The 24,956-nt window shown below is 61.8% G+C and carries 24 protein-coding genes and 3 tRNA genes; 7 read left to right on the forward strand and 20 right to left on the reverse strand.

The genetic code is table 11. The features are described 5' to 3' along the window. Complete coding sequence (asd, locus tag JOD50_RS02000) at positions 1-1,125, forward strand: aspartate-semialdehyde dehydrogenase (protein ID WP_204880212.1); 1,125 nt, start codon at positions 1-3, stop codon at positions 1,123-1,125. Between the two features lie 104 nt (positions 1,126-1,229). Here asd and JOD50_RS02005 read toward each other — a convergent pair whose 3' ends face one another. The 11 genes from JOD50_RS02005 to JOD50_RS02055 form a co-directional block, all read right to left on the reverse strand. Further along, on the reverse strand, positions 1,230-2,360 hold the full coding sequence (locus JOD50_RS02005; protein WP_204880213.1) for a UDP-N-acetylmuramate dehydrogenase: 1,131 nt from the start codon (positions 2,358-2,360) through the stop codon (positions 1,230-1,232). Further along, positions 2,357-2,806 (reverse strand): MaoC family dehydratase, encoded by a 450-nt coding sequence (locus JOD50_RS02010; protein WP_204880214.1) that lies wholly within the window; start codon positions 2,804-2,806, stop codon positions 2,357-2,359. The genes JOD50_RS02005 and JOD50_RS02010 overlap by 4 nt, the downstream gene beginning before the upstream one ends. A gap of 2 nt (positions 2,807-2,808) precedes the next feature. Then, positions 2,809-3,258 carry an FAS1-like dehydratase domain-containing protein gene (locus JOD50_RS02015; protein WP_204880215.1) on the reverse strand — a complete coding sequence of 150 codons (450 nt, stop codon included), beginning with the start codon at positions 3,256-3,258 and terminating at the stop codon, positions 2,809-2,811. 5 nt (positions 3,259-3,263) lie between these two features. Continuing rightward, positions 3,264-3,515, reverse strand: coding sequence for a hypothetical protein (locus JOD50_RS02020; RefSeq protein ID WP_035757977.1), 252 nt, complete (start codon positions 3,513-3,515; stop codon positions 3,264-3,266). 119 nt (positions 3,516-3,634) lie between these two features. Beyond that, positions 3,635-4,495: a DUF1963 domain-containing protein gene (locus tag JOD50_RS02025; RefSeq protein ID WP_275587662.1), complete on the reverse strand. Its 861-nt coding sequence runs from the start codon at positions 4,493-4,495 to the stop codon at positions 3,635-3,637. Positions 4,496-4,589: 94 nt separating this feature from the next. Further along, positions 4,590-4,663, reverse strand: a tRNA-Met gene (locus JOD50_RS02030). A 64-nt stretch (positions 4,664-4,727) separates the two neighbouring features. Next, positions 4,728-4,799: transfer RNA gene (locus JOD50_RS02035), tRNA-Thr, on the reverse strand. A gap of 73 nt (positions 4,800-4,872) precedes the next feature. Beyond that, on the reverse strand, positions 4,873-7,038 hold the full coding sequence (locus JOD50_RS02040) for a DEAD/DEAH box helicase (RefSeq protein WP_204880217.1): 2,166 nt from the start codon (positions 7,036-7,038) through the stop codon (positions 4,873-4,875). A 267-nt stretch (positions 7,039-7,305) separates the two neighbouring features. Then, complete coding sequence (locus JOD50_RS02045) at positions 7,306-7,872, reverse strand: hypothetical protein (protein WP_204880218.1); 567 nt, start codon at positions 7,870-7,872, stop codon at positions 7,306-7,308. Between the two features lie 213 nt (positions 7,873-8,085). Beyond that, positions 8,086-9,303 carry a cystathionine gamma-synthase gene (locus JOD50_RS02050; RefSeq protein ID WP_416212900.1) on the reverse strand — a complete coding sequence of 406 codons (1,218 nt, stop codon included), beginning with the start codon at positions 9,301-9,303 and terminating at the stop codon, positions 8,086-8,088. 66 nt (positions 9,304-9,369) lie between these two features. Beyond that, positions 9,370-10,731 carry a cystathionine beta-synthase gene (locus JOD50_RS02055; protein WP_204880219.1) on the reverse strand — a complete coding sequence of 454 codons (1,362 nt, stop codon included), beginning with the start codon at positions 10,729-10,731 and terminating at the stop codon, positions 9,370-9,372. Positions 10,732-10,863: 132 nt separating this feature from the next. Between JOD50_RS02055 and JOD50_RS02060 the strand changes: the two genes are divergently transcribed. After that, entirely contained in the window at positions 10,864-11,925 is a 1,062-nt protein-coding gene (locus JOD50_RS02060; RefSeq protein ID WP_204880220.1) for a DNA-3-methyladenine glycosylase family protein, read from the forward strand. A gap of 76 nt (positions 11,926-12,001) precedes the next feature. Here JOD50_RS02060 and JOD50_RS02065 read toward each other — a convergent pair. Next, a tRNA-Tyr gene (locus JOD50_RS02065) sits at positions 12,002-12,083 on the reverse strand. 233 nt (positions 12,084-12,316) lie between these two features. Here JOD50_RS02065 and JOD50_RS02070 point away from each other — a divergent pair. Then, entirely contained in the window at positions 12,317-12,808 is a 492-nt protein-coding gene (locus tag JOD50_RS02070; protein ID WP_101630409.1) for a YajQ family cyclic di-GMP-binding protein, read from the forward strand. A 225-nt stretch (positions 12,809-13,033) separates the two neighbouring features. Here the strand turns inward: JOD50_RS02070 and JOD50_RS02075 are convergent, their stop codons facing one another. From JOD50_RS02075 to JOD50_RS02085, 3 genes are all read right to left on the reverse strand, one after another. After that, the gene (locus tag JOD50_RS02075; protein WP_109303170.1) at positions 13,034-13,246 is read right to left on the reverse strand and encodes a hypothetical protein; all 213 of its coding nucleotides are present in this window, start codon (positions 13,244-13,246) and stop codon (positions 13,034-13,036) included. Between the two features lie 112 nt (positions 13,247-13,358). Then, entirely contained in the window at positions 13,359-14,237 is an 879-nt protein-coding gene (htpX, locus tag JOD50_RS02080) for a zinc metalloprotease HtpX (protein ID WP_204880221.1), read from the reverse strand. 208 nt (positions 14,238-14,445) lie between these two features. Then, positions 14,446-15,861, reverse strand: coding sequence for an FAD-dependent oxidoreductase (locus JOD50_RS02085; protein ID WP_204880222.1), 1,416 nt, complete (start codon positions 15,859-15,861; stop codon positions 14,446-14,448). A 232-nt stretch (positions 15,862-16,093) separates the two neighbouring features. On the opposite strand from JOD50_RS02085, the gene rarD reads away from it, so the two are divergent. Then, a complete protein-coding gene (rarD, locus tag JOD50_RS02090; RefSeq protein ID WP_204880223.1) occupies positions 16,094-17,074 on the forward strand; it encodes an EamA family transporter RarD in 981 nt (326 codons plus the stop codon). A gap of 100 nt (positions 17,075-17,174) precedes the next feature. On the opposite strand, the gene JOD50_RS02095 is transcribed toward rarD, so the two are convergent. Further along, complete coding sequence (locus JOD50_RS02095; RefSeq protein ID WP_204880224.1) at positions 17,175-17,294, reverse strand: methionine/alanine import family NSS transporter small subunit; 120 nt, start codon at positions 17,292-17,294, stop codon at positions 17,175-17,177. After that, a complete protein-coding gene (locus tag JOD50_RS02100; RefSeq protein ID WP_204880225.1) occupies positions 17,291-18,916 on the reverse strand; it encodes a sodium-dependent transporter in 1,626 nt (541 codons plus the stop codon). Before JOD50_RS02100 ends, JOD50_RS02095 begins: the two co-directional genes overlap by 4 nt. Before the next feature lie 221 nt (positions 18,917-19,137). On the opposite strand from JOD50_RS02100, the gene JOD50_RS02105 reads away from it, so the two are divergent. Together JOD50_RS02105 and JOD50_RS02110 are read left to right on the forward strand one after the other, a co-directional pair. Next, positions 19,138-19,581 carry a hypothetical protein gene (locus JOD50_RS02105; protein WP_101630403.1) on the forward strand — a complete coding sequence of 148 codons (444 nt, stop codon included), beginning with the start codon at positions 19,138-19,140 and terminating at the stop codon, positions 19,579-19,581. Then, complete coding sequence (locus JOD50_RS02110) at positions 19,578-20,123, forward strand: HIT domain-containing protein (RefSeq protein WP_204880226.1); 546 nt, start codon at positions 19,578-19,580, stop codon at positions 20,121-20,123. The genes JOD50_RS02105 and JOD50_RS02110 overlap by 4 nt, the downstream gene beginning before the upstream one ends. Before the next feature lie 17 nt (positions 20,124-20,140). On the opposite strand, the gene JOD50_RS02115 is transcribed toward JOD50_RS02110, so the two are convergent. From JOD50_RS02115 to JOD50_RS02125, 3 genes are read right to left on the reverse strand one after another with little or no spacing between them, the layout of a single operon-like run. Further along, positions 20,141-21,238, reverse strand: a complete 1,098-nt coding sequence (locus JOD50_RS02115; RefSeq protein ID WP_204880227.1) for a polyprenyl synthetase family protein — start codon at positions 21,236-21,238, stop codon at positions 20,141-20,143. A 10-nt stretch (positions 21,239-21,248) separates the two neighbouring features. Further along, positions 21,249-22,607 (reverse strand): geranylgeranyl reductase family protein, encoded by a 1,359-nt coding sequence (locus JOD50_RS02120; protein ID WP_204880228.1) that lies wholly within the window; start codon positions 22,605-22,607, stop codon positions 21,249-21,251. Continuing rightward, positions 22,604-23,308 (reverse strand): demethylmenaquinone methyltransferase, encoded by a 705-nt coding sequence (locus JOD50_RS02125; protein ID WP_204880229.1) that lies wholly within the window; start codon positions 23,306-23,308, stop codon positions 22,604-22,606. Before JOD50_RS02125 ends, JOD50_RS02120 begins: the two co-directional genes overlap by 4 nt. A gap of 139 nt (positions 23,309-23,447) precedes the next feature. Between JOD50_RS02125 and JOD50_RS02130 the strand changes: the two genes are divergently transcribed. Further along, positions 23,448-24,944 carry an isochorismate synthase gene (locus tag JOD50_RS02130; protein ID WP_204880230.1) on the forward strand — a complete coding sequence of 499 codons (1,497 nt, stop codon included), beginning with the start codon at positions 23,448-23,450 and terminating at the stop codon, positions 24,942-24,944. Positions 24,945-24,956 lie beyond the last annotated feature (12 nt).

Consider the following 24,956-nt stretch of genomic DNA (forward strand, 5'->3'; position numbering starts at 1 on the left):
ATGACTTCAAAGGCTGTAGGTTTTGTCGGTTACCGCGGCATGGTGGGCTCCGTCCTCATGCAGCGTATGCAAGATGAAGGGGACTTCGCCGGAATCGACCCGGTGTTCTTCTCGACGTCCCAGGCGGGCGCGGCTGCTCCATCGTTCGCTGAGGGCGCCCCTGCGCTCAAAGACGCTCGCGATATCGATGAGCTCGCCAAGCTTCCGATCATCGTCACCGCGCAAGGCGGCGACTACACGAGCGCCGTGCACGGTAAGCTGCGCGCTGCCGGCTGGGACGGCATCTGGATCGACGCGGCGAGCACGCTTCGCATGGAAGACGACTCCATCATCGTGCTGGACCCCGTCAACCGCAATGTGATCGACCGCGGCCTCGAGACCGGCGTCAAGGACTTCGTGGGCGGTAACTGCACCGTCTCATGCATGCTCATGGGCCTGGGTGGCCTGTTCCGCAACGGCCTGGTCGAATGGGCGACCTCGATGACCTACCAGGCGGCTTCGGGTGGCGGCGCACGCCACATGCGTGAGCTGCTGACTCAGTTCGGCGACATCAACGCGTCCGTCAAAGAGCTGCTGGACGATCCGGCGTCCGCGATCACCCAGATCGATACCGAGGTTCTGCGCAAGCAGCGTTCCGGCGAGCTCGATGCAACCCAGTTCGGCGTTCCGTTGGCGGGCAACCTGATCCCGTGGATCGATTCCGACCTCGGCAACGGCCAGTCCCGCGAAGAGTGGAAGGCGGGCGTGGAGACCAACAAGGTTCTGGGCACCACCGCTGAGAACCACGTCATGGTCGATGGGTTGTGCGTGCGCATCGGCGCGATGCGGTCGCACTCGCAGGCGCTCACGATCAAGCTACGTGAAGATGTGGGCCTCGACGAGGTCGCTCGCCTGATCGATTCCGATAACGAGTGGGCCACGGTCGTTCCGAATGAGAAGGAAACGACCATGAACGAGCTGACCCCGGTCGCGGCGTCCGGAACCCTCGACATCCCTGTGGGCCGCTTGCGTCAGTTGGAGATGGGTCCGCAGTACATTTCCGCGTTCACGGTCGGCGACCAGCTGCTGTGGGGCGCTGCGGAGCCGCTGCGCCGCATGCTGCAGATCGCACTCGGCAACCTGTAAGGCAATCTGTAAGCGGTCGTATTTAAGTGTGTGAGCGCTCAGCCGTCGTGGCTGAGCGCTCACACACTTAACGCGTTGCGCGGGGCCCGCGCAGGCGTTGCGTTTCAGGCGTCGAGCGAGGTTCCGATGAGCAGCGGCTCGTGGTGGAGTTCGATCCCCCACGCGTCCTTGACACCGGCGCGAACCGCGCGGGCCAAAGCTACGACGTCGGCACACGATGCGCCACCCTGGTTGGTCACGGCGAGCGTATGTTTGGAGGACAACGATGCGCGGCCACCGGCGATCTCTTCACCCGGCTGGCCTTTCATGCCGAAGCCCTTGTGATAGCCCGCGTGGTCGATGAGCCACGCAGCGGACAGCTTGACGTGGCCGTCCTTGCCTGCCGGATAACGTGGAGCCTCCGCCGGCAAGGCGGCGGTGAGCGATTCCTCGACGATCGGGTTCATGAAGAAGGAACCGCACGAGTTCGTGTCTGGATCTTGAGGGTCAACGACCATGCCCTTGGCGCGGCGCAGGCCCAACACGGCTTCGCGAACATCGGCCAGCGAGACCCGGGTCCCGAGTTCGACGTTGAGGGCGCGGGCGAGCTGATCGTACGCGACAGGCAACGCCTCGCCTCGTTTGAGCCCAAACGTCACGGCCAGCACGACCCAGCGCGGCGAACCGTTCTGGGTTGCCCGCTTCAAAACGGAGTTCCGGTAGGTCAGGTCCAGCTCGGAGGCTTGCATGGTTACGAGCCGGCCTTCGTGCCGGTCCCACGCTTCGATCGAGACCAGCGTGTTGGAGACGTCGGCACCGTACGCGCCCACATTCTGAACCGGGGTCGCACCAGCCGCACCAGGGATACCGGAGAGGGCTTCAAGCCCTCCGAGTTCGTGCTCAACCGTCCAAGCGACGGCCTCATCCCACGGATGGCCCGCCTCGATCGTCACCGGAACGGTTCCGGTGTTGGCTGTGTCTTCGCCAACGTTGATGCCGTGGGTTGCGATCTGCAGGACGGTCCCCCGGTAGCCTTCGTCGGCGATCACGAGGTTCGAGCCGCCGCCGGCAATCAGCAGCGGGATGCCTGCCGCATCGGCCTCTTGAACGGCTTCGAGGATCTCTTCTCGCGTGCGGGCCACGATGAAGCGGTCGGCTGGGCCGCCGACGCCCATGGTTGTGATGTCGCTGAGCCTCGTGATGTCGCTGAGCTGTTGTTGGCCCTGTTGCTGGCTCTGTTGCACCTGCTGGCTCATGCGTCCTCGGAGCGGCCGGCGACCTTCACGATCGCTTGCGCGCGGTTGAGCACTTTTTCGCCATCGAGGGTCACTTCGAGGTCCACGCGGATGCGTTCTTCGTCCACGACCTTGCCGACCGTGGCAACCACATCGAGCGTTGCGCCGACGGCTTCGGCGGGGTTAGTGCCGGCGTCGTCGGCTACGGGGACCATGCCGGTGAAGCGGGTCTGGTAGTCCTCGATCTTGCCGGGGCAGCCTGCCCAGTCGGTTACGAGCTGGACGGCGGCACCCATCGTGAGCATTCCGTGCGCGATCACGCCGGGCAGCCCTACTTCGGTTGCGAAGCGGTCGTTCCAGTGGATCGGGTTGAAGTCGCCTGATGCGCCGGCGTAGCGGATGAGGTCGGCGCGGGTCAGTTCGATCTGTGTGCGGCCGAGTTCTTGGCCGGTTTCGAAGGCTGCCATTGTTAGTCGTCCTCCCCGCGGATCATGAGGGTTGAGCGTACGGTGCTGACGGTTTCGCCGTTGGCGTCTGTGAGTACGGTTGATGTGGTGACCATGCCGCCGGTCCCGACGGCGCGGGTGCGGTCCACTGTCACGGTGGCGGTGATTTCGTCGCCGGCGACGAGCGGGCGGACGTGGGTGAAGCGTTCGTCTGCGTGGACGACGCGGGAGAAGTCGATGCCGGAGTTCGGGTCGGTGATGTAGGCGGCTTCGGCGCGCTGCGCGATCACGACCGCGAAGGTTGGTGGCGCTACGAGGTCGGCGTGGCCGGCTGCTTGCGCGGCTTGGACGTCGTAGTGGTGTGGATGTGTTGCTTTGACTGCGCGCGCGAAGTCGCGGATTGCTTCTCGGCCGACCGAGTACGGTGCGGCGGCAGGGTATGTGTGGCCCTGCAGGTCTGCATTCACGCCCATGTGGCTCACCTTCCGCGCCGCGGTCCGGCGCTGTTCATTTTCTGTTTGAGTGCTCGGCGGCCGTCTCGCATGCGGGATCCGAATCCGATGAGGTGGGCGATGATGCCGATCATGAGGAATACGGATGCTGTGGTGAAGAGGCCGGTGTTGTCTTGGATGGCGCCCATGATGAGGAACACGAGGCCGGCGAGGACCGCGGCGATGGTCGCGATCAGCATGGCCTTCGTGAGCGTAGAGGCGGAGTCCCAGTTGAGCATGGTTACCAGTCTAGTGGCCGATGCGCGGCGCGGGGTGAGCTGAAGTGCGCGGCGGGGTCTGTATGAAGCAGGGGCTTGTACGAAGCAGGACCTGGCGCGCGGGTTTAGCTGGCGAAGCGCTAGTCGTTACGGATCAGGCACCAAGCCTCATCGAAGCGTTGCTGGGCGAGATCTTGCTTTCTTATCCATACTTCTAAGGTGCCCGCATCGCCGAACCAGCCGTTAAGCGTTGTCCACGACTCGATCGAAGCAAGCAAATAATGCTCATCGCCGTCACCTAGTGGCAATGCTTCGTGTAGCAGATCAGAAACAGCGCATTTCCCGTGCGCGGAGTGGCCACCTAGATGGCTATAGGGAATCTGATAGTCAGCGCTAACCTCGACCCGTTGCACATGCCATCCTGCTTTTAGTTCCTCAAAACACGACTCCCACTGATCAAAACTTACTGCCGTGTTGGTTGGAAGATCTTCAAACGTCGGCAAAGTGAAACCCGGCATCATGAGCCCCTGCTGACACTCATCACCGCTAACAGGGTCCAGACCAACGGCTTCATCGACCAGATGCAATCCCGTCACATCTGGGATATATCTCACCAGCCAGCCCCGTTCGTTCCGATCAGCTGGGTCATAACCATAGGTTTGCAGGTCATGGTAGATCTCTAGAAACCCGCTTGGCAGATCTAAGTCGTTACCCCAAGAAGCTCTTGTTTCTGGATGAAGTTGGGCGTCGGATAAGCAAAAAGTAGCGACGTGAGCCAACATGTCTCCAGATGTGTTTCTAGGCCAGTCGACCCCCGAAATCCCTGGCCCGGCAATCCAAGAGATGTGCGCCCCGGAGTCAAAGTATTCAGCGAGGCCAGCCCGGCCTGGCTCAAAAGATGATTCAGAGAAAACTGCGCAAACCTGCGGCGATAAACTGCCACACCCACGTTTAGAGAGCCACGCTAAGACCGCATCCTTATAACCGTGCAGCGGAAGCATGGAAGTACCCCCTGGAATCGCCTGTTTATCTGGTCTGGTTGATTAGTCAGCTTAACAGGAAAGGCCCCCAGCGCATTGCTGAGGGCCTTGTCTGTAGCGGTGGCGGGACTCGATCCCGCGACCTCACGATTATGAGTCGTGCGCTCTAACCAGCTGAGCTACACCGCCAGGAATGAGAAAATCCCGCCGGCCCCGACCCGAATCGGAGGGGCCATGCGGGATTCTCATTCAGAGCCCCCTATGGGAATCGATCCCATGACCTCAGTCTTACCAAGACTGCGCTCTACCACTGAGCTAAGGGGGCAACAGATGAAGACTCTACCAGGGTTTTAGCTCAAGTCCAAAACGAAAGCGAGGCCTCACCCTCAGCCGGTTATCTACCGGCCGCGACGCTTCCACTTAGGAGCGCCCTTGTCCTTGGAATCCTTGAATTTACGCGCCGCAGAGTCCTTCTTCTTGTGCTTGAAGCTGCCCTTGCGGTCGTCGCGATCCCACGACTTTTTGCCGCGCGAACCCGACGAGTGACGATCATCACGATCACCAAACTTGCCGCCGCGCTCACCGCGTTCACCACGGAACCCACCTCGGCGGTCACCGAAGTCGCGGCCTTCGCGACGATCACCGTATTCGCGGCGTTCCCCACGGTGCCCGCCACGGCGGTCACCAAAGTCGCGGCGCTCACCGCGGTGTCCATCACGGCGTTCGCCAAAGTCACGGTGCCCACCGCCATGCAAAGAACCACCGCGTGATGGCCCGCCTTGATCCAGCTGGATGTCGATGCGGCGGCCGGCTACGCGGGTGTCGGCCAGCAGGTCCAGGGTTGAGTCCGGCATGTCGACCGGAAGGTCTACGAGGGTGAAGTTTTCGCGGATGTCGATGTGCCCGATGTCGCCGGACATGAGCCCGCCTTCGTTCGCGAGCGCACCCACGATCGCGCCCGGGGTCGCGCGGTTGCGGCGGCCCACCGCGATCTTGTAGGTCACCTTGTCGCTGTCACCGCGGCCACCACGCCCACCAGCGCGTGCGGAACCGCGCTCACCCGCTACCGCATCGTCGTTTGCACGTTCACGCTTAGCGCGCTTCTTTTTAGCCGGCGGGGTCGTCGGGATCTCCTCGGTTAGCAGCGGCTGCCCGCCCTGCGCGAGGAACGCGAACGCCGCAGCAACCTGCACGGCGTCGACGTCATTCTCGGCGACGTAATCGCTCACGAGCTCGCGGTACGGCGTGAGGTCCTCTTGCTCGAGCGCAGGCGTGAGCCGCTCAGCGAGCCGGCCCAGGCGGGACGAGTTCACGGCCTCGATGCCCGGGATTGGCGCTTCTTCGACCGTGCCGCCGGTTGCGCGTTCGATGTGCTTGAGCAGGTAGCGTTCGCGCGGGGTCATGAACAGGATCGCGTCGCCAGTACGGCCGGCGCGGCCAGTGCGACCGATGCGGTGCACGTAGGACTCGGTGTCGTGTGGAATGTCGTAGTTGAACACGTGAGAGATGCGTTCAACATCGAGGCCGCGGGCCGCAACGTCGGTCGCAACCAGGATGTCGATCACGCCGTCGCGGAGCTGATCCACCGTCTTCTCGCGCTGGACCTGCGGCACATCGCCGTTGATCGCCGCGGCGCGGAAGCCGCGCGCCTTGAGTTTAGTTGCGACGTCTTCGGTCGCCTGGCGGGTGCGTACGAAAGCGATCACGCCGTCGGTGTCTTCGGTTTCCAGCAGACGCGTCATGACGTCGAGCTTGTACTGGTGCATGACCTGGATGTAGCGCTGGCGGATATTCGCGCCAGGGGTCGATGCGGTATCCACGGCAATGTGCTCGGGGTCGCGGAGGTAGGTATCAGCGATGCGACGTATCTGCTTAGGCATCGTCGCGGAGAACAGCGCGACTTGCTTGTCTTCCGGCGTGGATTCGAGGATCGTGTCCACGGCTTCGGCGAAGCCCATGCGAAGCATTTCGTCGGCTTCGTCGAGGACCACGTAGAGGAGATTGGAGAGGTCGAGGGATCCGCGTTCGATGTGGTCGATGACTCGGCCCGGGGTGCCCACCACAACCTGTGCCCCGCGGCGCAGCGCCTTGAGCTGTGGACCGTACGGAGACCCGCCGTAGACAGGGAGGATCGTGAGGTCGTCGAAGTAGCGCGCATAGGAAGAGAACGCTTCCGCAACCTGGAGGGCGAGCTCACGCGTTGGTGCGAGCACGAGGATCTGCGGGGTTTCAGCCGGCCCGTTCACGTCGTTGATTTCCGCGATCTTGGTGAGTGCCGGGATCGCGAACGCCGCGGTCTTACCCGTACCGGTCTGCGCGAGGCCTACAACGTCACGCCCCTCAAGCAGAGTCGGGATAGTCGCGGCTTGGATCGGTGACGGGCGTTCGTAGCCGAGGTCCTCCACCGCAGCCAAAACACGGGGTTCGATGTTCAGTTCAGCGAACGTCGGGCCCTCCGGCTTGGTTTCGGTGCTGGTTTCTTCAACCGCGGCCGCGGTGTCTTCGGCGCTAGTTTCTTCTGCGCTGTTTTCTGGAGCGTTAGTGGTTTCGTGTTTTTCAGCCATGTCAGTGGCCTCCTGTTTCTTTGGGAGGCGTCAACCGCACACTCGTGGGGTGCGCGGGACGCGGGCGTTACGCCCGTGACCGGCCCACTCCCTCCACGACACACAGTGCCCCGCATTGGGCGAGGCACACAAACCACATGCGAATAAACCCCGTTCGAAGGGGCATGCATTGAATGAGGGAAAGCCGGATATCGGCGGATACTCCAGTCTACCCCGCCGCGTACGCGTCAACCTATAAAGGAGGCGGGGCTCACATGAACCCCGCCTTCAGCGACCGCTAGCGTTCATCCTGTTATAAAACTCTTCATCCTGGACAGTCACTGAAGTCACCTGGCCGTTGTGGTCGTACGTGATTTCGTGAGGAATCAGATCCACCCACTCGGCATCCTCACCAGCGATGTGACGAATGATCTCGAGATCAGCAACAACCTTTCCCTCTCCGACGCTGCGGATTTCCACGACGGAGACCCCTACCCCATCGACAGTCAAAGAGCGCCGTGGGCTCTCTGCCATAGCTTGCGCAACCTCTTGATTCTTGGCATGCAGTTCACGGATTCCCTCAATAGGAACAAACGATTTATGGTCTGCCTCGGAGGTAGCCTTTGATGCCTTAGCTTCAGCAAAAGCGGCCTCATTGCTGAGCTCAACCTGTTCCCGGACCGTCGCGACTACCTGTTGCTCAACGGCGTCCCGTTTCCGGGAATCCGAATAGTGAGCCATCGCAGCAGTGGAGCCTGCCGCAACTGCCACGACGGTAACGACGCCGGCGATCAAGACCGGCGCCTTCTTCCTCACTGGTACGCGCTGCATCTCTGCAGCTTTCTTGTTTGACACTGCCCCAGTTCCCTTCGTTGCTTTACATGAGGGAGCCCAAGGTCATGATCAATCTCGTTCCGCAGGACTCAGCTGGTTCAGTATTACTCTGGTGGATGCCTTGGCTACTCTAGGAAAGAGTAATGCTCCCCCCCAAAGCCCACAAGAGCTTTTAGATAACAATTGGTGCGGCCCACCCGGCGCTTTCACCGGATGGGCCGCAGCGCGTTCCGTCTAGAGTCGCGCGAAAGCTCGTTCGAGGTCCGCGATGAGGTCCGCAGCGTCCTCGATACCAACCGAAAGCCGCAACAGATCGTCCGGAACCTCGAGCTCGGTTCCCTTGACGGAAGCGTGCGTCATCTCAGCCGGGTAGTTCAAAAGCGACTCGATGCCGCCCAGCGATTCCGCGAGCCGGAACAGCTCCGTGCCTTCCGCAACCGTCCGCGCTGCCTCCGCGCCACCAGCGAGCCGGAACGAGACCATGCCGCCGAACCGCTTCATCTGCCGGGCAGCAACATCGTGCCCCGGGTGATCCGCAAGCCCCGGGTACAGAACCTGCGTGACCTCCTCACGCCCCAAAAGCCACTTAGCTACAGCCTCAGCGTTATCGCAGTGACGTTCCATCCGCACCGCGAGAGTCTTCGCGCCACGCGTGGTCATGTACGCGTCAAACGGCGACGACTGATTACCCGCCGCGAACTGGATGAAGCGGATCTTGTCCGCCAGCTCTTCCGAATCAGTGACGACGGCGCCGCCCACCACATCGGAATGCCCGCCAAGATACTTGGTGGTCGAGTGAATCACCACATCCGCGCCGAGTGCCAGCGGCGACTGCAGATACGGCGAAGCGAACGTGTTATCCACCACGACGACCGCGCCAGCCTCATGCCCGGCAGCGGTCAGGGCCTCGATGTCCGCGATCTTCATGAGCGGATTCGATGGCGTCTCAACCCACACCATCGCCGTGGCTTCCGCGCGGATCGCCTCGACAGCGGCCGCCGTGTCCGTCATATCCACCGCGGAATGGCGGATGCCGTTAGGGCCGTGAATCTTGTCGATGAGGCGGTGGGTGCCGCCGTACACGTCATCACCCATCACGATGCGGTCGCCGGACTTCAGTAGGCTACGGATGATCGCGTCCTCAGCACCCAGGCCAGATGCGAAGGAAATACCGTACGCGCCACCCTCGAGTGCAGCGATCTGCTCCTGCCAGTTATCCCGAGTCGGGTTAGTGCCGCGCGAATAGTCATAGCCCAAGCGCAAGTTACCCACCGAATGCGGGTGGTACGTCGTGGACATGTGCAGCGGCGGAATCACCGCGCCGGTGATCGGATCGAAATCCTGGCCAGCGTGCACAGCTCGGGTCGAAAAACCGAGGTCTCGCATGTTCGTGTGCGCCTGGTCCGTGTTTGCCTGATCAGTGTTTGCCTGGTCAGTATTCTTCTCAGTCATTGTCTACTCCATCAAAGTCTCAAAGTTTCATGTGGCCACGTCGCTGTTAGCCCAGCGCGTTCCAGCTCAGCTCACGACGTCGATGGCCTCGCCATCGCGCAGGAGCACCACGCCGGAGTTGACGCGCAATAGCTCGTGCAAACACTCGACGGGTTGACACCAACCGATCGTCGGCATCTGCTGCCCCACCGCGTGTGCGGCGTCGATCGGCGTATCCGGAGCCGAGCCCGCGTCGAGCGCCGAAAGCACCGATTCACGCGTGACCGAACCCACCAGTTCACCCACTCGCGCAGGCCAATGCCCGCCCCGCACCACCGGCAAAACATTCACGCCGGAGGCATCCAACGCCTCGATCGCCGCGGACAAGGAAGCGTTTTCATCCACGCCGCGCACGCCCGGAAGCTCCGTCAGTTGCGCGCCCACGGTCTCGCTGGCGGTCTCGCCGTTCTCCTCAGCGCCGTCACCGGACGCATCAATCTGGAAGCCGTTGGTGAGCATCCAGTCATCGTTGAAAAACTTGCCCATGTAGCCGCGGCCCGAATCCGGCAGAACCACAACCACCACGGCGTCCTCAGGCAACTCGCGGGCCACGTTCAACGCGGTCACCACGGTAAGCCCCGAGGAGCCACCCACCAGCAGGCCCTCTTCGCGTGCAAGCCGGCGCGCCATCGCAAACGCCTCGGCATCGCTCACGGCCTGAACCTCATCGGGGACCTCAGGGTCATAGTTACCAGGCCACATGTCATCGCCCACGCCCTCGACGGCGTAGGGACGGCCCGTGCCGCCCGAGTACACCGAGCCATCCGGATCAGCCACGATCACCTTGACCGCGCCATCGGACACATCCTTGAGGTACCGGCCCGTACCCGTAACCGTGCCACCGGTGCCCGCGCCCATCACAACGTGGGTCACGCGGCCATCGGTATCAGCCCAAATCTCAGGGCCAGTTGTTTCATAATGCGACTCCGGGGCTGCGGAGTTAGAGAACTGATCCGGCTTATAAGCACCCTCGATCTCGCGCGCCAAACGGTCCGAAACCCCGTAATACGACTCCGGCGAATCCGGTGCCACGCCAGTTGGCGTCACCACAACCTCCGCGCCGTACGCCTTCAGGACCGAACGCTTCTCTTCCGCGACCTTCTCCGGCGTCACGAAAATCGTGCGGTACCCCTTGAGCTGCCCCACCATCGCAAGCCCAACGCCAGTGTTGCCGGAGGTCGGCTCCACGATCGTGCCGCCCGGGCCGAGCTTGCCGGCTTCTTCCGCCTTTTCGACCATCTTCAAAGCAATGCGGTCTTTGATCGAGGCCCCAGGGTTCAGGAACTCAAGCTTGGCTAGAACGGTCGCTTTAATGCCGTCCGTAACCGAGTTGAGCTTGACCAGCGGGGTGCCTCCGATGAGGTCCAATACCGAATTCGCGTAACGCATATAGTCCACGGTACCGGGGCGTGCGGGAGATTGAACACTGAGATTCACACGCCGTCACCTGGCTCGCTTTCTTCCTCGCCAGAAATTGGTCTCGACGCTGAAACTGTCAGGGGTGCATGGGACAGTAGCTATATGAACGCTCCCGACCCCGCTATGGCCCCCGATGCTGAACTGACGTGGGTTCCGCCTGTTCCGCTGGAATGGCGCACGGTGGTGTTCGCTTTTCAGCATGGGCGGCGCGATCCGTCGTTGCGGATCAATGCGCACGATGCGTGGCGGGCGGTTCGATATCCGTCCGGCATCGCTGAGGTCAGGATTGTGCCGGAGGGTTTGAGCGCGTCAGCTATCGCCGGCGGAACAATGCGTGTGCGGTCGGCGCAAGATAACCGCGGGGCTGCGCGAGGCCTAGGCGGGGCACTCGCGCGTCAGATCCGGTTCCAGGCGTGGGGACCCGGCGCGGAAGAAGCGTTGCAGGACGCACCAGATTGGCTCGGCCGTAGCGATGATTGGTCTGAGTTCGATTCCTTGGCTGACCTGCCGCCACTCGTTCAGCGGATGCGGTCCGAACGTCCGGGCCTGTTGTTGGGTTCGTCCGGGACGTTGCCTGAACACCTCGCGGCAGCGATCCTCGCGCAGAAAGTCACAGCCCACGAAGCCTTCGGGGCGTGGCTGCGGCTCGTGAGCCGTTTCGGCGACCCCTCCCCCGGCCCGATGGGCAAAGCAGGGGAGCTATTCGTGCCGCCCACCGGTGTGACGTGGAAACGCATCCCCTCATGGGAATGGCATCAAGCCCGCGTGGACAGCAAACGGCGGAACACCCTGGTGTACGCGTTGGAACGCGAGTCAGCGCTCCGGAGACTCCAAGACACCGTCCCCGCCGGCGGGGCGAACAGTGGCTTGATACAAATCGAGTCCGCGCTGCGAAGCATCCCGGGGATCGGCGTGTGGACCGCCGCCGAAGTTCTGCAACGCAGCCACGGTTCCGGCGATCACGTTTCTTTCGGCGACTACCACGTAGCCCACAACGTCGGATGGGCGCTGACCGGCCGCCGAGCCACCGACCGCGAAATGGAACAACTCCTTGCGCCCTGGGCTGGGCAACGTCAACGCGTCGTGCGTCTACTTGCCGAAGGCGGTGCCACCAAACAACGCATGGGGCCACGACTCCACGCCAACGACCACCGCTGGCACTAGCTACCGCCGACCCCGAACCGTAGGGCATAAAAATCTCGGGACAACGTATGAACGATGTCCCGAGACTTAACAAAAGTGGCAGATGAGGGATTCGAACCCCCGAAGGCAGTGCCAGCTGATTTACAGTCAGCCCCCGTTGGCCGCTTGGGTAATCTGCCATATTCAATTGTTTCGCTTGCCCTCCCGTTCACGGGCCGTTCAAGCGAACGATTCACAACCATACCAAACCAACCCGGCACCCACCAATTCGAGACCAGCTCTTCCTGCCGCGTCCGCCCGAGCCGTGGTGAAACTCACGCAAACCACTACCCCGGCTAGGCTTGGAGACAAACAGATACCCAACCAGCCAGCCCAGCTCCGGCTGGCCCAACCAACAGCCCAGGAGGCTCCCATGGCTAAGGACTCAACCTTTGACGTCGTCAGCAAGGTCGACAAGCAGGAAGTCAGCAACGCTCTGAACCAGGCGCAGAAAGAGATCGCCCAGCGCTACGACTTCCGCGACGTCGGCGCCGACATCGACTTCGCCGGCGAAGGCAAGCTGCTCATCAAGGCCAACGCCGAAGAGCGCGCCAAGGCAGTGCTCGACGTTTTCCAGTCCAAGCTCGTCAAGCGCGGCATCTCGCTGAAGTCGCTTGAGGTCGGCGAACCATACGCTTCCGGCAAGGAAGTCCGCATCGATGCGAGCATCAAGGAAGGCATCGACCAGGCGACCGCCAAGAAGATCTCCAAGCTCATCCGCGACGAAGGCCCTAAGTCCGTCAAGGCGACCATCCAGGGCGACGAGCTCCGCGTATCGTCCAAGTCCCGCGACGACCTGCAGGCTACGATCGCGCTCCTCAAGAACTTCGAAGACGCAGACCTCCAGTTCGTCAACATGCGCTAAACCCGCACAACAGAATCCGGGCTAAAAGCTCGGGCTTAAAACAAAACCGGGGTGAGGTAGCCAAGCGATCCATTGAGGATCACGAGGCGACCTCACCCCGATGTTTAAAACCGCGGATGCTTACACGAACCGCGATATTCAACGCCGCGCAAGCTTCGCGGCGTATGCGCACCTCTCGGCGACGACTGCGCGAAAAACAGCTAACCGCTAGAAAGCGCCGAACCCCTAAGCGGCGTTACGGGCTTCCTGACGGCTGTTCATGAGTCGTGTAGCCAGTTCCGGGCGGCCATTGCGGCGCAACAGCGAATACAAGGCGCTGAAGCTGTACGGATAACCCGAACGTTCCGGGATCGTCTCCGGTTCCGCATGGGTATCCAACAGGAATTCAACGTCCTCAACAACCGCTGCGTCGTACTCCGCTCGCTCCTGACGATTCATGGCTGATAGACCTCCTTGAGTCACTTCACTCCATGCCTGTCTGGCATAACGGCGAAAACCGCGTCAATGTTCCCGCCGTATCACCCGTGTGATTAATCACACAGATAAATGTTCAGCCCCAGGGCTGGCCCATCTCCTCCGCCTGGGCACGCAAACGCTCGATGCGCTCACGCGTTGGCGGGTGAGTGCTGAACAAACCTTTGATCTTGCCGAATGGGTTGGCAAACATCATGTGCGCAGCAGACTCCGTACGTGGGGTCTCCTGCAGCGGGGCATCCTGAATGCCCTGCGAAATCTTGAAAAGCGCCGATGCCAAAGCCGCCGGGTCCCCCGTCAGCTCAGCGCCTGTCGCGTCGGCATCGTATTCGCGGGTCCGCGAAACCGACATCTGAATAATCGAAGCGGCAATCGGCGCGAGGAAGGCCATCGCGAGCATCGCAAGAACATTGCCGCCGTCACGGTTGCGGCTATTACCGCCAAAGAACATGAGGAACTGTGCAACCGACGTGATCACGCCGGCAATCGCGGCCGCGACCGAGGAAATCAGGATGTCGCGGTTATAAACGTGCATCAACTCATGCCCCAGGACGCCGCGTAGCTCGCGACGGTTCAGCAACGTGAGGATGCCTTCGGTACAGCACACCGCAGCGTTCTCAGGGTTACGACCAGTCGCGAACGCGTTCGGGTTCATGGTCGGCGAAACATACAGCCGCGGCATCGGCTTACCAGCGCGCTGAGACAGTTCACGCACAATCGCGTACATCTCCGGCTGTTCCGCCTCCGAAACCGGGCGGGCCTGCATTGCGCGGATCGCGATCTTATCCGAGTTCCAGTAACCGATCGCCGTGCTGATCACGCCGAAAGCCGCGAAACCGAACAGCCACATGGAATCCCCCGTGCCGGCACTGATCAAGCCGCCGATAAGCAGCAAAAGACCAAACATGCCGCCGATGAGGAGGGCCGTTTTCAAGCCGTTGAACGAGGACTTCACGCGATTACTTTCGATCGTTGCTGTTTCAAATAACGCGGTGAACTCGGGCTATGTCGCCGTTGCAAACACCGTGCGATTTGAAGATGTATTCATTACAACGCATGAATGTTCGAAAACGTTCCCAAAAACCTGAATGAAAGCTGAGAAAGTCCGGTGATCAGCCGTCACTACGGCGATCACCGGGCCTCCCCTGCGAGTCAAACTGCGTCTACTTGAGCGACTGCCCTTCGCGAGCGATCTTGACCATCTCTTCACGCGGAACAACCTTGATCCGCTCACGCTCGCCCTTGCCAGCTGCGGTCCATTCCTCGCCGAGCTTGCGTTCGTGCGCATCAAGCGCGAGCCAGCCTTCCCACGTCGTGAACTCGACGCCACGTTCACGCAGCAAATCCACCACGGCGTCTTCGGAAGGGTTCGATGCCGGCGTCAGGTTCTCGTGATCCTCCAGCAGGTTGCCGATGGTCTCCAGCGCGTCACCCTTGGTGTGGCCGATCAAGCCGACCGGGCCGCGCTTGATCCAACCGGTCGTGTAAACGCCCGGAACCACGGCGCCGTCCGCGTCCAGCACACGGCCGCCTTCGTTGCAGATCACGCCGCGCTTCTCATCGAACGCTACTTCTGGAATCTCGGTGCCGAAGTAGCCCACCGCGCGGTAGACGGCCTGAACTGGGTAGTCGATCATCTCGCCGGTTCCGCGGACGTTACCCGTGCCGTCGAGTTCCTGGCGCTCCATGCGGATGCCCACAACCTTGCCGTCCTCGCCCAGGATCTCAACTGGGGCCTGCAAGAAGTGCAGGTGGAGGCGGCGCGATGCGGTCTGTTCTTCCTCTTCCTGCTCAACAACCCAGTTGGTCAGCGTGTTGACCATGGTCTTGACCTGGTTGTTGGTGCGGATCGCTTCGTCCGAGGCTTCGTCGAAGTCGAAGTCTTCAGGGTAGAGGACGACGTCGACGTCGCGGGAGTGCGAAAGCTCGCGCAGCTCGAGCGGGGTGAACTTGACCTGCGCCGGGCCGCGGCGGCCAAAGATGTGCACGTCAGTGACCGGGGACTTCTTGAGGCCAGCGTGCACGTTGTCAGGGATCTCGGTGACCAGTAGGTCATCAGCGTGCTTCGACAGCACGCGCGCGACATCGAGCGCGACGTTTCCGTTACCGATGACCGCGATCTCCTTGGCGTCCAGCGGCCAGTCGCGTGGCACATCGGGGTGGCCGTCGTACCACGAGACCACGCGGGAGGCACCGAAGGAACCTTCGAGGTCGATGCCTGGGATGTCGAGGTCGGCGTCGTCGTTGGCGCCGGTCGCGAAGATGACCGCGTCATAGAGATCGCGGATGTCAGAAAGCATCAGGTCGCGGCCATACGTCACGTCGCCGATGAAGCGGATGTCGCCGCGGTCCAGAACCTTGTGCAGGGCGTTGATGATGCCCTTGATGCGTGGGTGGTCAGGCGCCACTCCGTAGCGGATCAGCCCGAACGGTGCCGGATGCTGGTCGAACAGGTCGATGCTGACCTCAAAGTCGCGTTCCGCTTTGGTGAGGATATCCGCGGCATAGACGCCGGCCGGGCCGGCACCGATAATCGCCACTCGCAGTGGACGCTGGCTGAGGTGTTGCTTCAACGTCATTCCTTTCGGCTGTGTCCCTCGCGCCGTGCCGCTACGCTCGTGTCAGGCGCGCTCCACGCTAGTGGGCCTTGACGCTTGTGCGCATTGGTGCACACAGGGGCGTGCGGGGTGAGGGAACGGAAAACATCCGCGTACTAGTCTAGTGGGCCGCTCCCGCACCGTGTCCGTATGCGTCGCCGCGGCCTGATGACGCGTGACAAAACACACGATGCGTGATCAAGTGGGATGCATCATGGCAGCAGAATCTGGATTAGTGAGGGCCGGCTCGAACCGTTCGGGCCTTCTGGTTGGCGCGCTCACCTACTTCATGTGGGGCTTGTTCCCGTTCTATTTTGTTTTGGTTGAGCCGGCTGGCCCGTTTGAGGTGGTCGCGTTCCGAATCACTTTTTCGATGCTGTTCTGCGTTGTCCTGGTGACCTTGACTCGCGGCTGGCGTTCGCTTCTGAACGTGGCCCGCAACCCGCGCACGCTAGGCGCGCTCGGCATCGCGTCGGTACTGATCACTGCTAACTGGACCATCTATATTTCCGCTGTTTTCACGAATAATACGGCGGAGGCTTCGCTCGGCTATTTCATCAACCCGCTGGTCTCCACGCTGTTGGGTGTGCTGGTGCTCAAGGAGCAGCTCACGCCCGCGCAGTGGGTCGCGGCTGGGCTAGGTTTGGTCGCGGTCATCGTCATTTCGGTGGGTTATGGCCGGCTTCCGCTGTTTGGTTTGGGCCTCGCGTTCAGCTTCGGTCTTTATGGGCTCGCGAAGAACCGTGTGGGCGGCAAGGTCAAGCCGATCGAAGGGCTGGCCCTGGAGACCGCGTGGATGACGCCTGCTGCGGTCGTGTTCTTGAGCGTCATGGGTGGCCTGGGGCTGCTCACGTTCCCCAAGCTCGGCTGGGGTTTCACGGGTCTGCTGATGCTTTCGGGCGTGGTCACCGCGATTCCGTTGTTGACGTTCGCGTTCGCGGCCTCGCGCTTGCGCCTGGTGACCCTGGGGATGATCCAGTACATCTCCCCGATCATGCTGTTCATCGTGGGCGTGTGGGTTTTCGGCGAGCCGATGTCCGGAACCCGATGGGCTGGTTTCGCTTTGGTATGGGCTGCGGTCGTCGTGTTGATGGTCGATGCGGTGTGGCAGGCCCGCGTGACGCGCCACCTTCCGCGTGCCGCGGCCCAGGGTGGTTCCGTGACGGAGGGGCCCGGCGCTCAGGCTCAGGATTAATCAAGACAGCGCATAAGCCACACAGCAGGCTGGGCGTAAACATGAAGGAACCGCGGGGTGCAGTCACGCACCCCGCGGTTCTTTCATAATCGACGACGGTTTAGAGGTCGTCTTCTTTCGCTTCGTCAGGGCGAATCACAAGGTTCACGATGGCTGCTGCGAGCCCTCCCCAGACGGTCACGATCGACAGAACAAGGAATCCGATGGCTGCCGGTGTCATGCCGTTGCTCCTTTCTGCTCTGAGTCTTCGATGGCTTCGCGCTTTTCGATCGCGTCTTTTTCGATGGCGTCGCGGCGCGTGTACTCATCGAACTCTGGGTCGAACTTGTCTTTGGACTTGCTGGACCATGGGATCAGGCTCAACAGGACCGCGAGGACGATCAAGGCGCCTGCCATGCCCCAACCGAAGATGGAGACGAGCCATTCAGGGTAACCGTTGGCCACCGCATAGGAGTCTCGGATGAGCTTCACGAACTCGGATCCCAGCAGGTACACCAGAACCACTGGGAGCAGACCGCCGACGAGGAACATCCAGAACTTGCCGACCTTGAACGAGGAGCGCTGGTTGAGGTGTTCAGCGAGCTCCGGCAGTTTGCGGGCGAACCATGCGACAACGATCAGCGTGACTGCCGCGACGAACGTGATGCCGAAGCTGTTGACGAACTTGTCCACGACATCCAGCAACGGCAGGCCGGTCGTGGATGCGAACATCAGGGTCGAAGCGACCGCAAGCGGGAGCAGCACGGTGAGCGTGGTCGGTACGCGGCCCCAGCCGAGCTTGTCTTGGAACGCGGACACGATGACTTCGAGGATCGAAACCATCGAGGTGATGCCTGCGAAAGTCAGCGAGCCGAAGAAAAGCACACCGAGCATCGGCCCCATGAACGCGTTGGATGCGATGGTTGGGAACGCTACGAACGCGAGGATAGGACCGCTCGTGACGGCTTCGCTCACAGCGACGTTTTGCGCCTGAGCCATGAAGCCGAGGGCCGCGAAGACGCCGATGCCAGCAAGGATTTCGAAGGACGAGTTCGCGAACCCGACGACCAGGCCCGAGCCGGTGAGGTCTGTCTTCCGCTTGAGGTAAGACGAATAGGTCACCATGATGCCGAACGCGATGGACAGCGAGAAGAAGATGTGGCCGTATGCGGTGATCCACACGCTCGTGTCCTTGAGTGCTTCCCAGTTCGGTGTGAAGAACTCGTTGAGGCCGTTTGCGGCGCCCGGGAGCATGAGCGACTGGATGACCAGGATGATGAACATGACGGTCAGCAGCGGCATGAAGATGTTGTTGGCGCGGCCGATGCCCTTGCGGATGCCGGCGCTCATCACGATGATGATGAAGACCCACACGAGGATCATCGGGATCAGCACGGTCTTAGGGAACGTCGTGGACAGCGATGCTCCCGGGGCTTCCATGTGCAGGTATTTGTTGAGGAAGAAGTCCTCTTCCTGGCCCTTACCCCACGTGAGGCGCGCCGAGTAGACGGTGTAGATCGCGGCCCACGCGACGATCGCCGCGTAGTACATGCCGATGACGACGCAGATCAGCACCTGCCACCAGCCGAGCGCTTCGGTGCGCTTGTTGAGGCGGCGCATCGCGAGCGGTGCGGAACCACGGTACTTGTGCCCGATCGCGTAATCGAAGAACAGCAGCGGGATACCTGCAGTCAAGAGCGCGCACAGGTATGGGATGAGGAAGGCGCCGCCACCGGATTCGTAGGCGACCGATGGGAAGCGCCAGATGTTGCCGAGACCGACTGCGGAGCCGATCGCGGAGATGATAAAGACATTGCGTGAGCCGAACGCTTCACGCTTGGTGCGTTTGTTCCCAGCTTTCATATTCCCAGCTTTCATAGAGGCGGGACTCGTGGTTCCTTGCGACATGCGGGATACCCTATGCCTATTTCGCTCAGGTTTCTATATGAAGGCTTGGATATTTCACAGCGTGATATTTCACAGCCTGACATTTCACGGCACTGATTTCGCACAGCACTGATTTCGACAGCGTTTATTTCGACATAGGTATCCCATGCGTGCGTGGGACGTGACAAACTGGAGATATGTCTGAGCTGTTTTCGCAGTCCTACCGGAACATCGTGACCGATCACTTCGAAGGCGAATGGGAACCAGATGATGGCCTGAGCGCGAGGGAATACGCTGACGCGCTCGCTGAATCTGATGTGACCGTACTGCCTGCCGCGTTGGAGCAGTTTTACCGTTCTGTGGGCGCTGTTGAGGACATCATGGAGGCCTACTATTTCGTGTGGGATCCGGATGAGCTCGAGGTCCAGGACGGTTACGTGTGCTTCATGGAAGATGAAGACGACCGTTACACGTGGGGCTTCCCTGTCGAGTCGTTGAATGTCCCGGATCCGTTGGTGTTCCGCCGTTTCAACGCGAAAGACACGTGGGCTGAAACCGGCGCAACGATCTCCGAGTATTTGCTCGATTATTTCGAATGGGTTTTCACCGAGGTTGAACCTGCGGTAGAAGAGGATCTGTGACCACTACTCCCCACGGATCTGCCCGAGTCTGGGTTTCGCACGCCCCTGAAGATTACGCGTGCCCGTTTTGTGAGATCGTTGGCGACGTAACCCCGTTTTCGCAAGGGAACCTGTGCGCGCCAACTGACTTGGTATACCGCGATGAGCTGGTAGCCGTCATCATCGCGTGCGACGGTTTCGGTGACCATGCCGGGCATGCGATGGTGATCCCGTCGGGTCACTTTGAGGCGCTGTATGACCTCCCCGACGATGTGAATGCGGCTTTGGCTGTCATGACCCGTTTGGTTGCGGTTGCGATGAAGCGCGTGTGGGCTCCCGAGGGGATCTCGACCCGCCAGCACAACGAACCGTCAGGCAACCAGCATGTGTGGCACTACCACCAGCACGTGTTCCCGCGGTGGGCGGCCGATGATTTGTACCGGCAGTTGCGCCGCCGGCTGCCGGTGGATTTCCGCGCCACCAAAGCACGCGAATTAGCGGCCTCGTTGCGTGAGGTCCTCGAAGAAGAGCGCCGCGCAAGCGGCGGCATCGTCACGCGTTAGGCGGGCAGCCCTACGAACTAGCCCTCGCGGGTCACAACGGCATCGGCGAACGCTTCGAGAGCGGAACGCACCGTGCCCTGCGGAAGTGGCGCGAGCGCTTCAACCGCCTTGCGTGACCAGTTGCGTGCCTCATCCCAGGCCCGTTGAGTCGCTGGATGAGCGGCGAGCGCGGTGACAGCGGTCTCGAGGTCTTCATCGCTTGTGAGGTCGCCATCGACGAGTTCGATGACCCGCTGAGCTTCCGCATCGCCGGCTGCTGCGTCTTGGCGCGCGTACAGAACCGGGAGGGTGTCGACGCCTTCACGCAGGTCAGTTCCGTTGATCTTGCCGGAAGCCTTCTCCTTGCCGAGGATGTCGATGACGTCATCAGCGAGCTGGAACGCGATGCCGACCTTCTCGCCGTAATCGACCAGGACGTCGCGGAACTCTTCGCTTGCCCCGCCATAGAACGTGCCGTAATAGCCCGCGCACGCGATCAGCGACGCGGTCTTGTCAGACAAAACCTGAATGTAATGCTCGGTGGGGTCCGCGCCTTCGCGCACGCCAGCGAACTCATGCAACTGGCCGAGGCACAAACGCTCGAACGTGCGGGCCTGAATCTCAACAGCGCCAGGGCCCAACTGAGCAGCGAGCACCGAGGCTCGCGCCAGAATCAAGTCGCCGGTGAGGATCGCAACCGAGTTCCCCCACACGTGCTGTGCAGTCGGAGCGCCACGACGCATCGGAGCGTCATCCATGACGTCGTCGTGATACAGGGTTGCAAGGTGCGTCATCTCAACGATGCACGCCGCCTTGATGACCTCGTCCGTGATGCCCTTCTCACCGAGCAGAGACGACAGCACCACCAAAAGCGGGCGCACACGCTTGCCGCCGGCCTCAGCGAGGTGACGCGACGCGCGGTCGATGATCGGATCCGAATTCGCGACCGCGTTCAGAAGCATCTTCTCGACCCGAGCGAGGGCCTCGAAAACCTGCGGAGCGAACTCGACATCATCCGCAACATCACGGAAACCCTGAGGCAACTGGATCGTCGCAGCAAGAGCTTGGGTCTGAGGATCCAAGTCAACTGACTGCTCGACGCCGTGCCCAGCAGACGTCCAGGAGGAATCTGTCACGTTTTCAGCCTTACTTCTTCACCGAGGACTTCCCCGGGTTCTTCCCCGAGGGGCTCGCAGTGTTGCGCACGGGAGGCACAACACGTTCTAGCGCATGAACTACTCTATCGACCAAAGCCGGCGACGTGCGGTCAGACAAGTTACCCATCGCCCGTACAACCACACGCATCAACGCATTCGAGGTCATACCCAAACGCACAGCGGTACGCATGATCTTCGGGTTGCCGACCATGTGAGCGAACACCTTGCCCGCACCGTAATGTGCGCCGAAATGCTGCTGAATCAGCTCCGGATACCGGGCAAGACCCGCATCGAACGCCGCACGCACCTGCGCCGCCGTTCCGCCACGGTACCGGGCAGCAATAACCGCGTTATCGATCACATCTGCTGCGATACGTGCCGACTCCATCGCCGCGTCAATGCCTTCGCCGTTGAACGGGGAAACCAAGCCAGCCGCGTCCCCTAGCAGCAACGCGCCGGGAACCGAATGCGGGGTGCGGTTGAACGCCATCGGGAGCGCGGCGCCACGCACCACGCCCACCTGATTCTCCGGGACGAAACCGCGGTTAGGGTCATAGTCCTGCATGACCTTGACCCACTCGGTCAACGTTGAACGCAGGTCGATCTTGCGGAAATCCTTCGCCGTATCCAAGATGCCTAAGCCGACGTTCGCGGTCCCATCACCCACGCCGAAGACCCAGCCGTAACCCGGCATCAAGTCACCGTTGCGGTCCGGGAGCTGAAGCCACGTCTCCATCCACGGGGAATACGACATCGGCGAGGTGTAATACACGCGCTGCGCCACGCCCATCGGGCGGTCAGCACGCGGAAGGATCCCCAATGACTTCGCGACAGGAGAGGAATTGCCGTCCGCCGCCAGCACGAGGTCCGCGGCGATCTCGAACGGTTCGCCATCGCGCTTGCCTTCATGCGTGGTCCGCTGAACCTTGACGCCAACAACCCGGCCCGCGGCATCCTGAACAGCGCCGCGCACCGTGTGGCCTTCCAGGACCTCAGCGCCAGTCTCGGCCGCCATGCGAGCCAGTTGCGCATCGAAATCAGCGCGCGTACGCGTCAAACCATAAGACGGGATGTCGGAGCTGAACCCCTCGAATGAAACCGTCGATGCGCGACCACCAGCCACAAAACGCAAGCCGCGCGTACGCTGCCAGCCATCGGCCTCATCGTGAGCCATGCCGAGGTAATTCATCTCGCGCACAGCACGCGGGGTCAGGCCGTCACCGCACACCTTCTCACGCGGATACCGCGTCTTCTCCACAACCGTGACGCGATACCCGGCCCGCGCCAGATAGGTCGCGGCAGTCGCACCTGCCGGGCCACCACCGGCAATCACAACATGAAGGGTCATGAATCTGCAGCAGCCTTAAACCCGCGGTGGATCGCAACAATGCCGCCCGTCATGTTGCGGTACTGAACGTTCTGCCAGCCGGCGTCCTGAATCCAGTGGGCGAACTCGTCCTGGGCAGGCCAATCGCGGATCGACTCCGCCAAATACTGGTACGCCTCAGCGTTCGAGGAAACCTTGGACGCAACCCACGGCAGCGCCTTCATGAGGTATTCCTTGTACACCACACGGAACGGGGCGAACGTCGGGTCAGAGAACTCCGCGATCACGAGGCGGCCACCCGGCTTGGTCACGCGGAGCATTTCGCGTAGCGCCTTGTGTGGGTCGTGGATGTTGCGGATGCCGTACGAGATCGTGACGACGTCGAACGTGTTGTCCTCAAACGGGAGGTTCATCGCGTCAGCCTGAACAAAATTGATGTCCGGGCGGCGGCGACGACCCACCGCGAGCATGCCTTCCGAGAAGTCCGAGGCCACAACATCGATCCCGGCGTCCGCGTACGGCTCCGAGCTCGTGCCGGTGCCAGCCGCGAGGTCGAGGAGCTTCTCACCCTGCTTCGCATCCACGGCGCGCACCACCACGCGGCGCCAGTACGGGGTCAAACCGAACGTGAGGACGTCATTCGTGAGGTCGTAGCGTTCAGCCACGCCATCAAACATGCGGGCGACGTCATCCGGATTCTTCTGCAGAGTAGCTCTCATCACGCTAGCTATTCTCTCTCACTACTCGCACGCAGTCGAAACCATGGCCGTAGCGCGCCGGCAATCTGGCCATCAACGGCGCCGTGGTCAGCCGCTGTCTGGCAGCTCATAGAGTTGCGCCAGCTAATAGACTGAGGCCGATATGACTTCTTCCGTGGATTCCCGTGCAGATTCTTTCAGCGTGCCGCAGCTGTCTCGTCTGCGCGTCGTGACTCGCGCTCGCGGCATGCATCCGGCGATGGCCGCCCCGGCACCCCTCGCCGATGTTGCTGGCCCGTGGGATCACGTGTGGGCTCGCGGTGAAACGTCGATGGTCGGCTCAGGGGAGGTTCTGCGCTTGAATGCCCGCGGTGATGACCGGATCGATGCGTTGGCTTCCGCATGGCGCGAGCTGTGTTCAGTAGCAACGGTGGACGATGCGGTTGTTGCCTCCGGTACGGGGCTCACGGCGTTTTCTTCGGTTGCTTTTTCGCGGGCTTCGGGCCGTGACTCGGTACTGATTGTTCCGAAGGTTGTGTGGGGCCGCAACGGCGATCTCTCGTGGATCACGGTGATCCTCGCGCCAGAGGATGCTGAGGAGCTGGGGTCGGAGCCGAGCCTCGAGGATCTTGAAGCGTACGCCTCGCGCGTACGCGGCGAGGCTGGCGAGGCTGATTCCGGCGAGGTATCTGGCGGCGCGGCTGGCGAGGAGGCAGATGGAGCCGGCGCCCGCATCGTCGATCATGCGCACACGAGCGAAGCCCGCTTCCAAGACGGGGTCCGTAGCGCCATCGAACGCATCCGTTCTGGCGAGCTAGCGAAAGCGGTGCTGTCCCGCGACGTCACCGTAGACGTTCCTGGGGGCGTGCGCGTGGTGCCAACGCTTCACGCGCTCGCGGCCCGCTACACGGACTGCTGGGTGTACTCGGTGGACGGAATTATCGGCGCGACCCCGGAAATGCTGATCGAAGCGCACGACGGCATCGCGCGCGCCCGCGTGCTCGCCGGGACGCTCGACCGCGCCAATCACGGCGAAGACGGCGCATTCGAACTCGCAAACGACCAGAAACAGCTTGAAGAGCACCAGTACGCGATCGATTCGCTCGTCGAAGAGCTTGAGCCGTTCGTGACCGAGCTGCACTCCCCCGCCGCACCGTTCGTGCTGACCCTACCGAACGTGTGGCACCTCGCATCCGATGTGCGGGCTCGCATCGGCTCAGCCGAGGCCGGACCGTACAGCGTGCTCGATTTGTTGCGCGCCGTGCACCCGACCGCCGCGGTGTGCGGGACGCCGCGTCTGCTGGCGGGACGCATCATCCGAGACATCGAACGGATCGACCGTGGAGCCTACGCCGGCCCTGTTGGGTGGGTCGATGCTCGCGGCAACGGCGAATTCGGCATCGCCCTGCGGTGCGGGGTCCTAGAAGGCTACGGCCCCGAGTCGCCGACAGCCGCTCACGTTGGGAACAACACGTTCCCGACCGAGGTCACGCTCAGCCCCTGTGGCGATGAGGCCAAGCGAGTCCCCGAACGGATCCGGTTATGGGCAGGGTGCGGGATCGTCGCAGATTCCGAGCCCGCTGCTGAGCTGCAAGAAACATGGGCGAAGATGCGCCCGATGCTCCAAGCACTCGGCGTTCCGGCGCCAGCCAAGAACTAGGCCAGCTCAGCA

Source organism: Pseudoglutamicibacter cumminsii (genome assembly GCF_016907775.1).
Lineage (GTDB): Bacteria > Actinomycetota > Actinomycetes > Actinomycetales > Micrococcaceae > Pseudoglutamicibacter > Pseudoglutamicibacter cumminsii.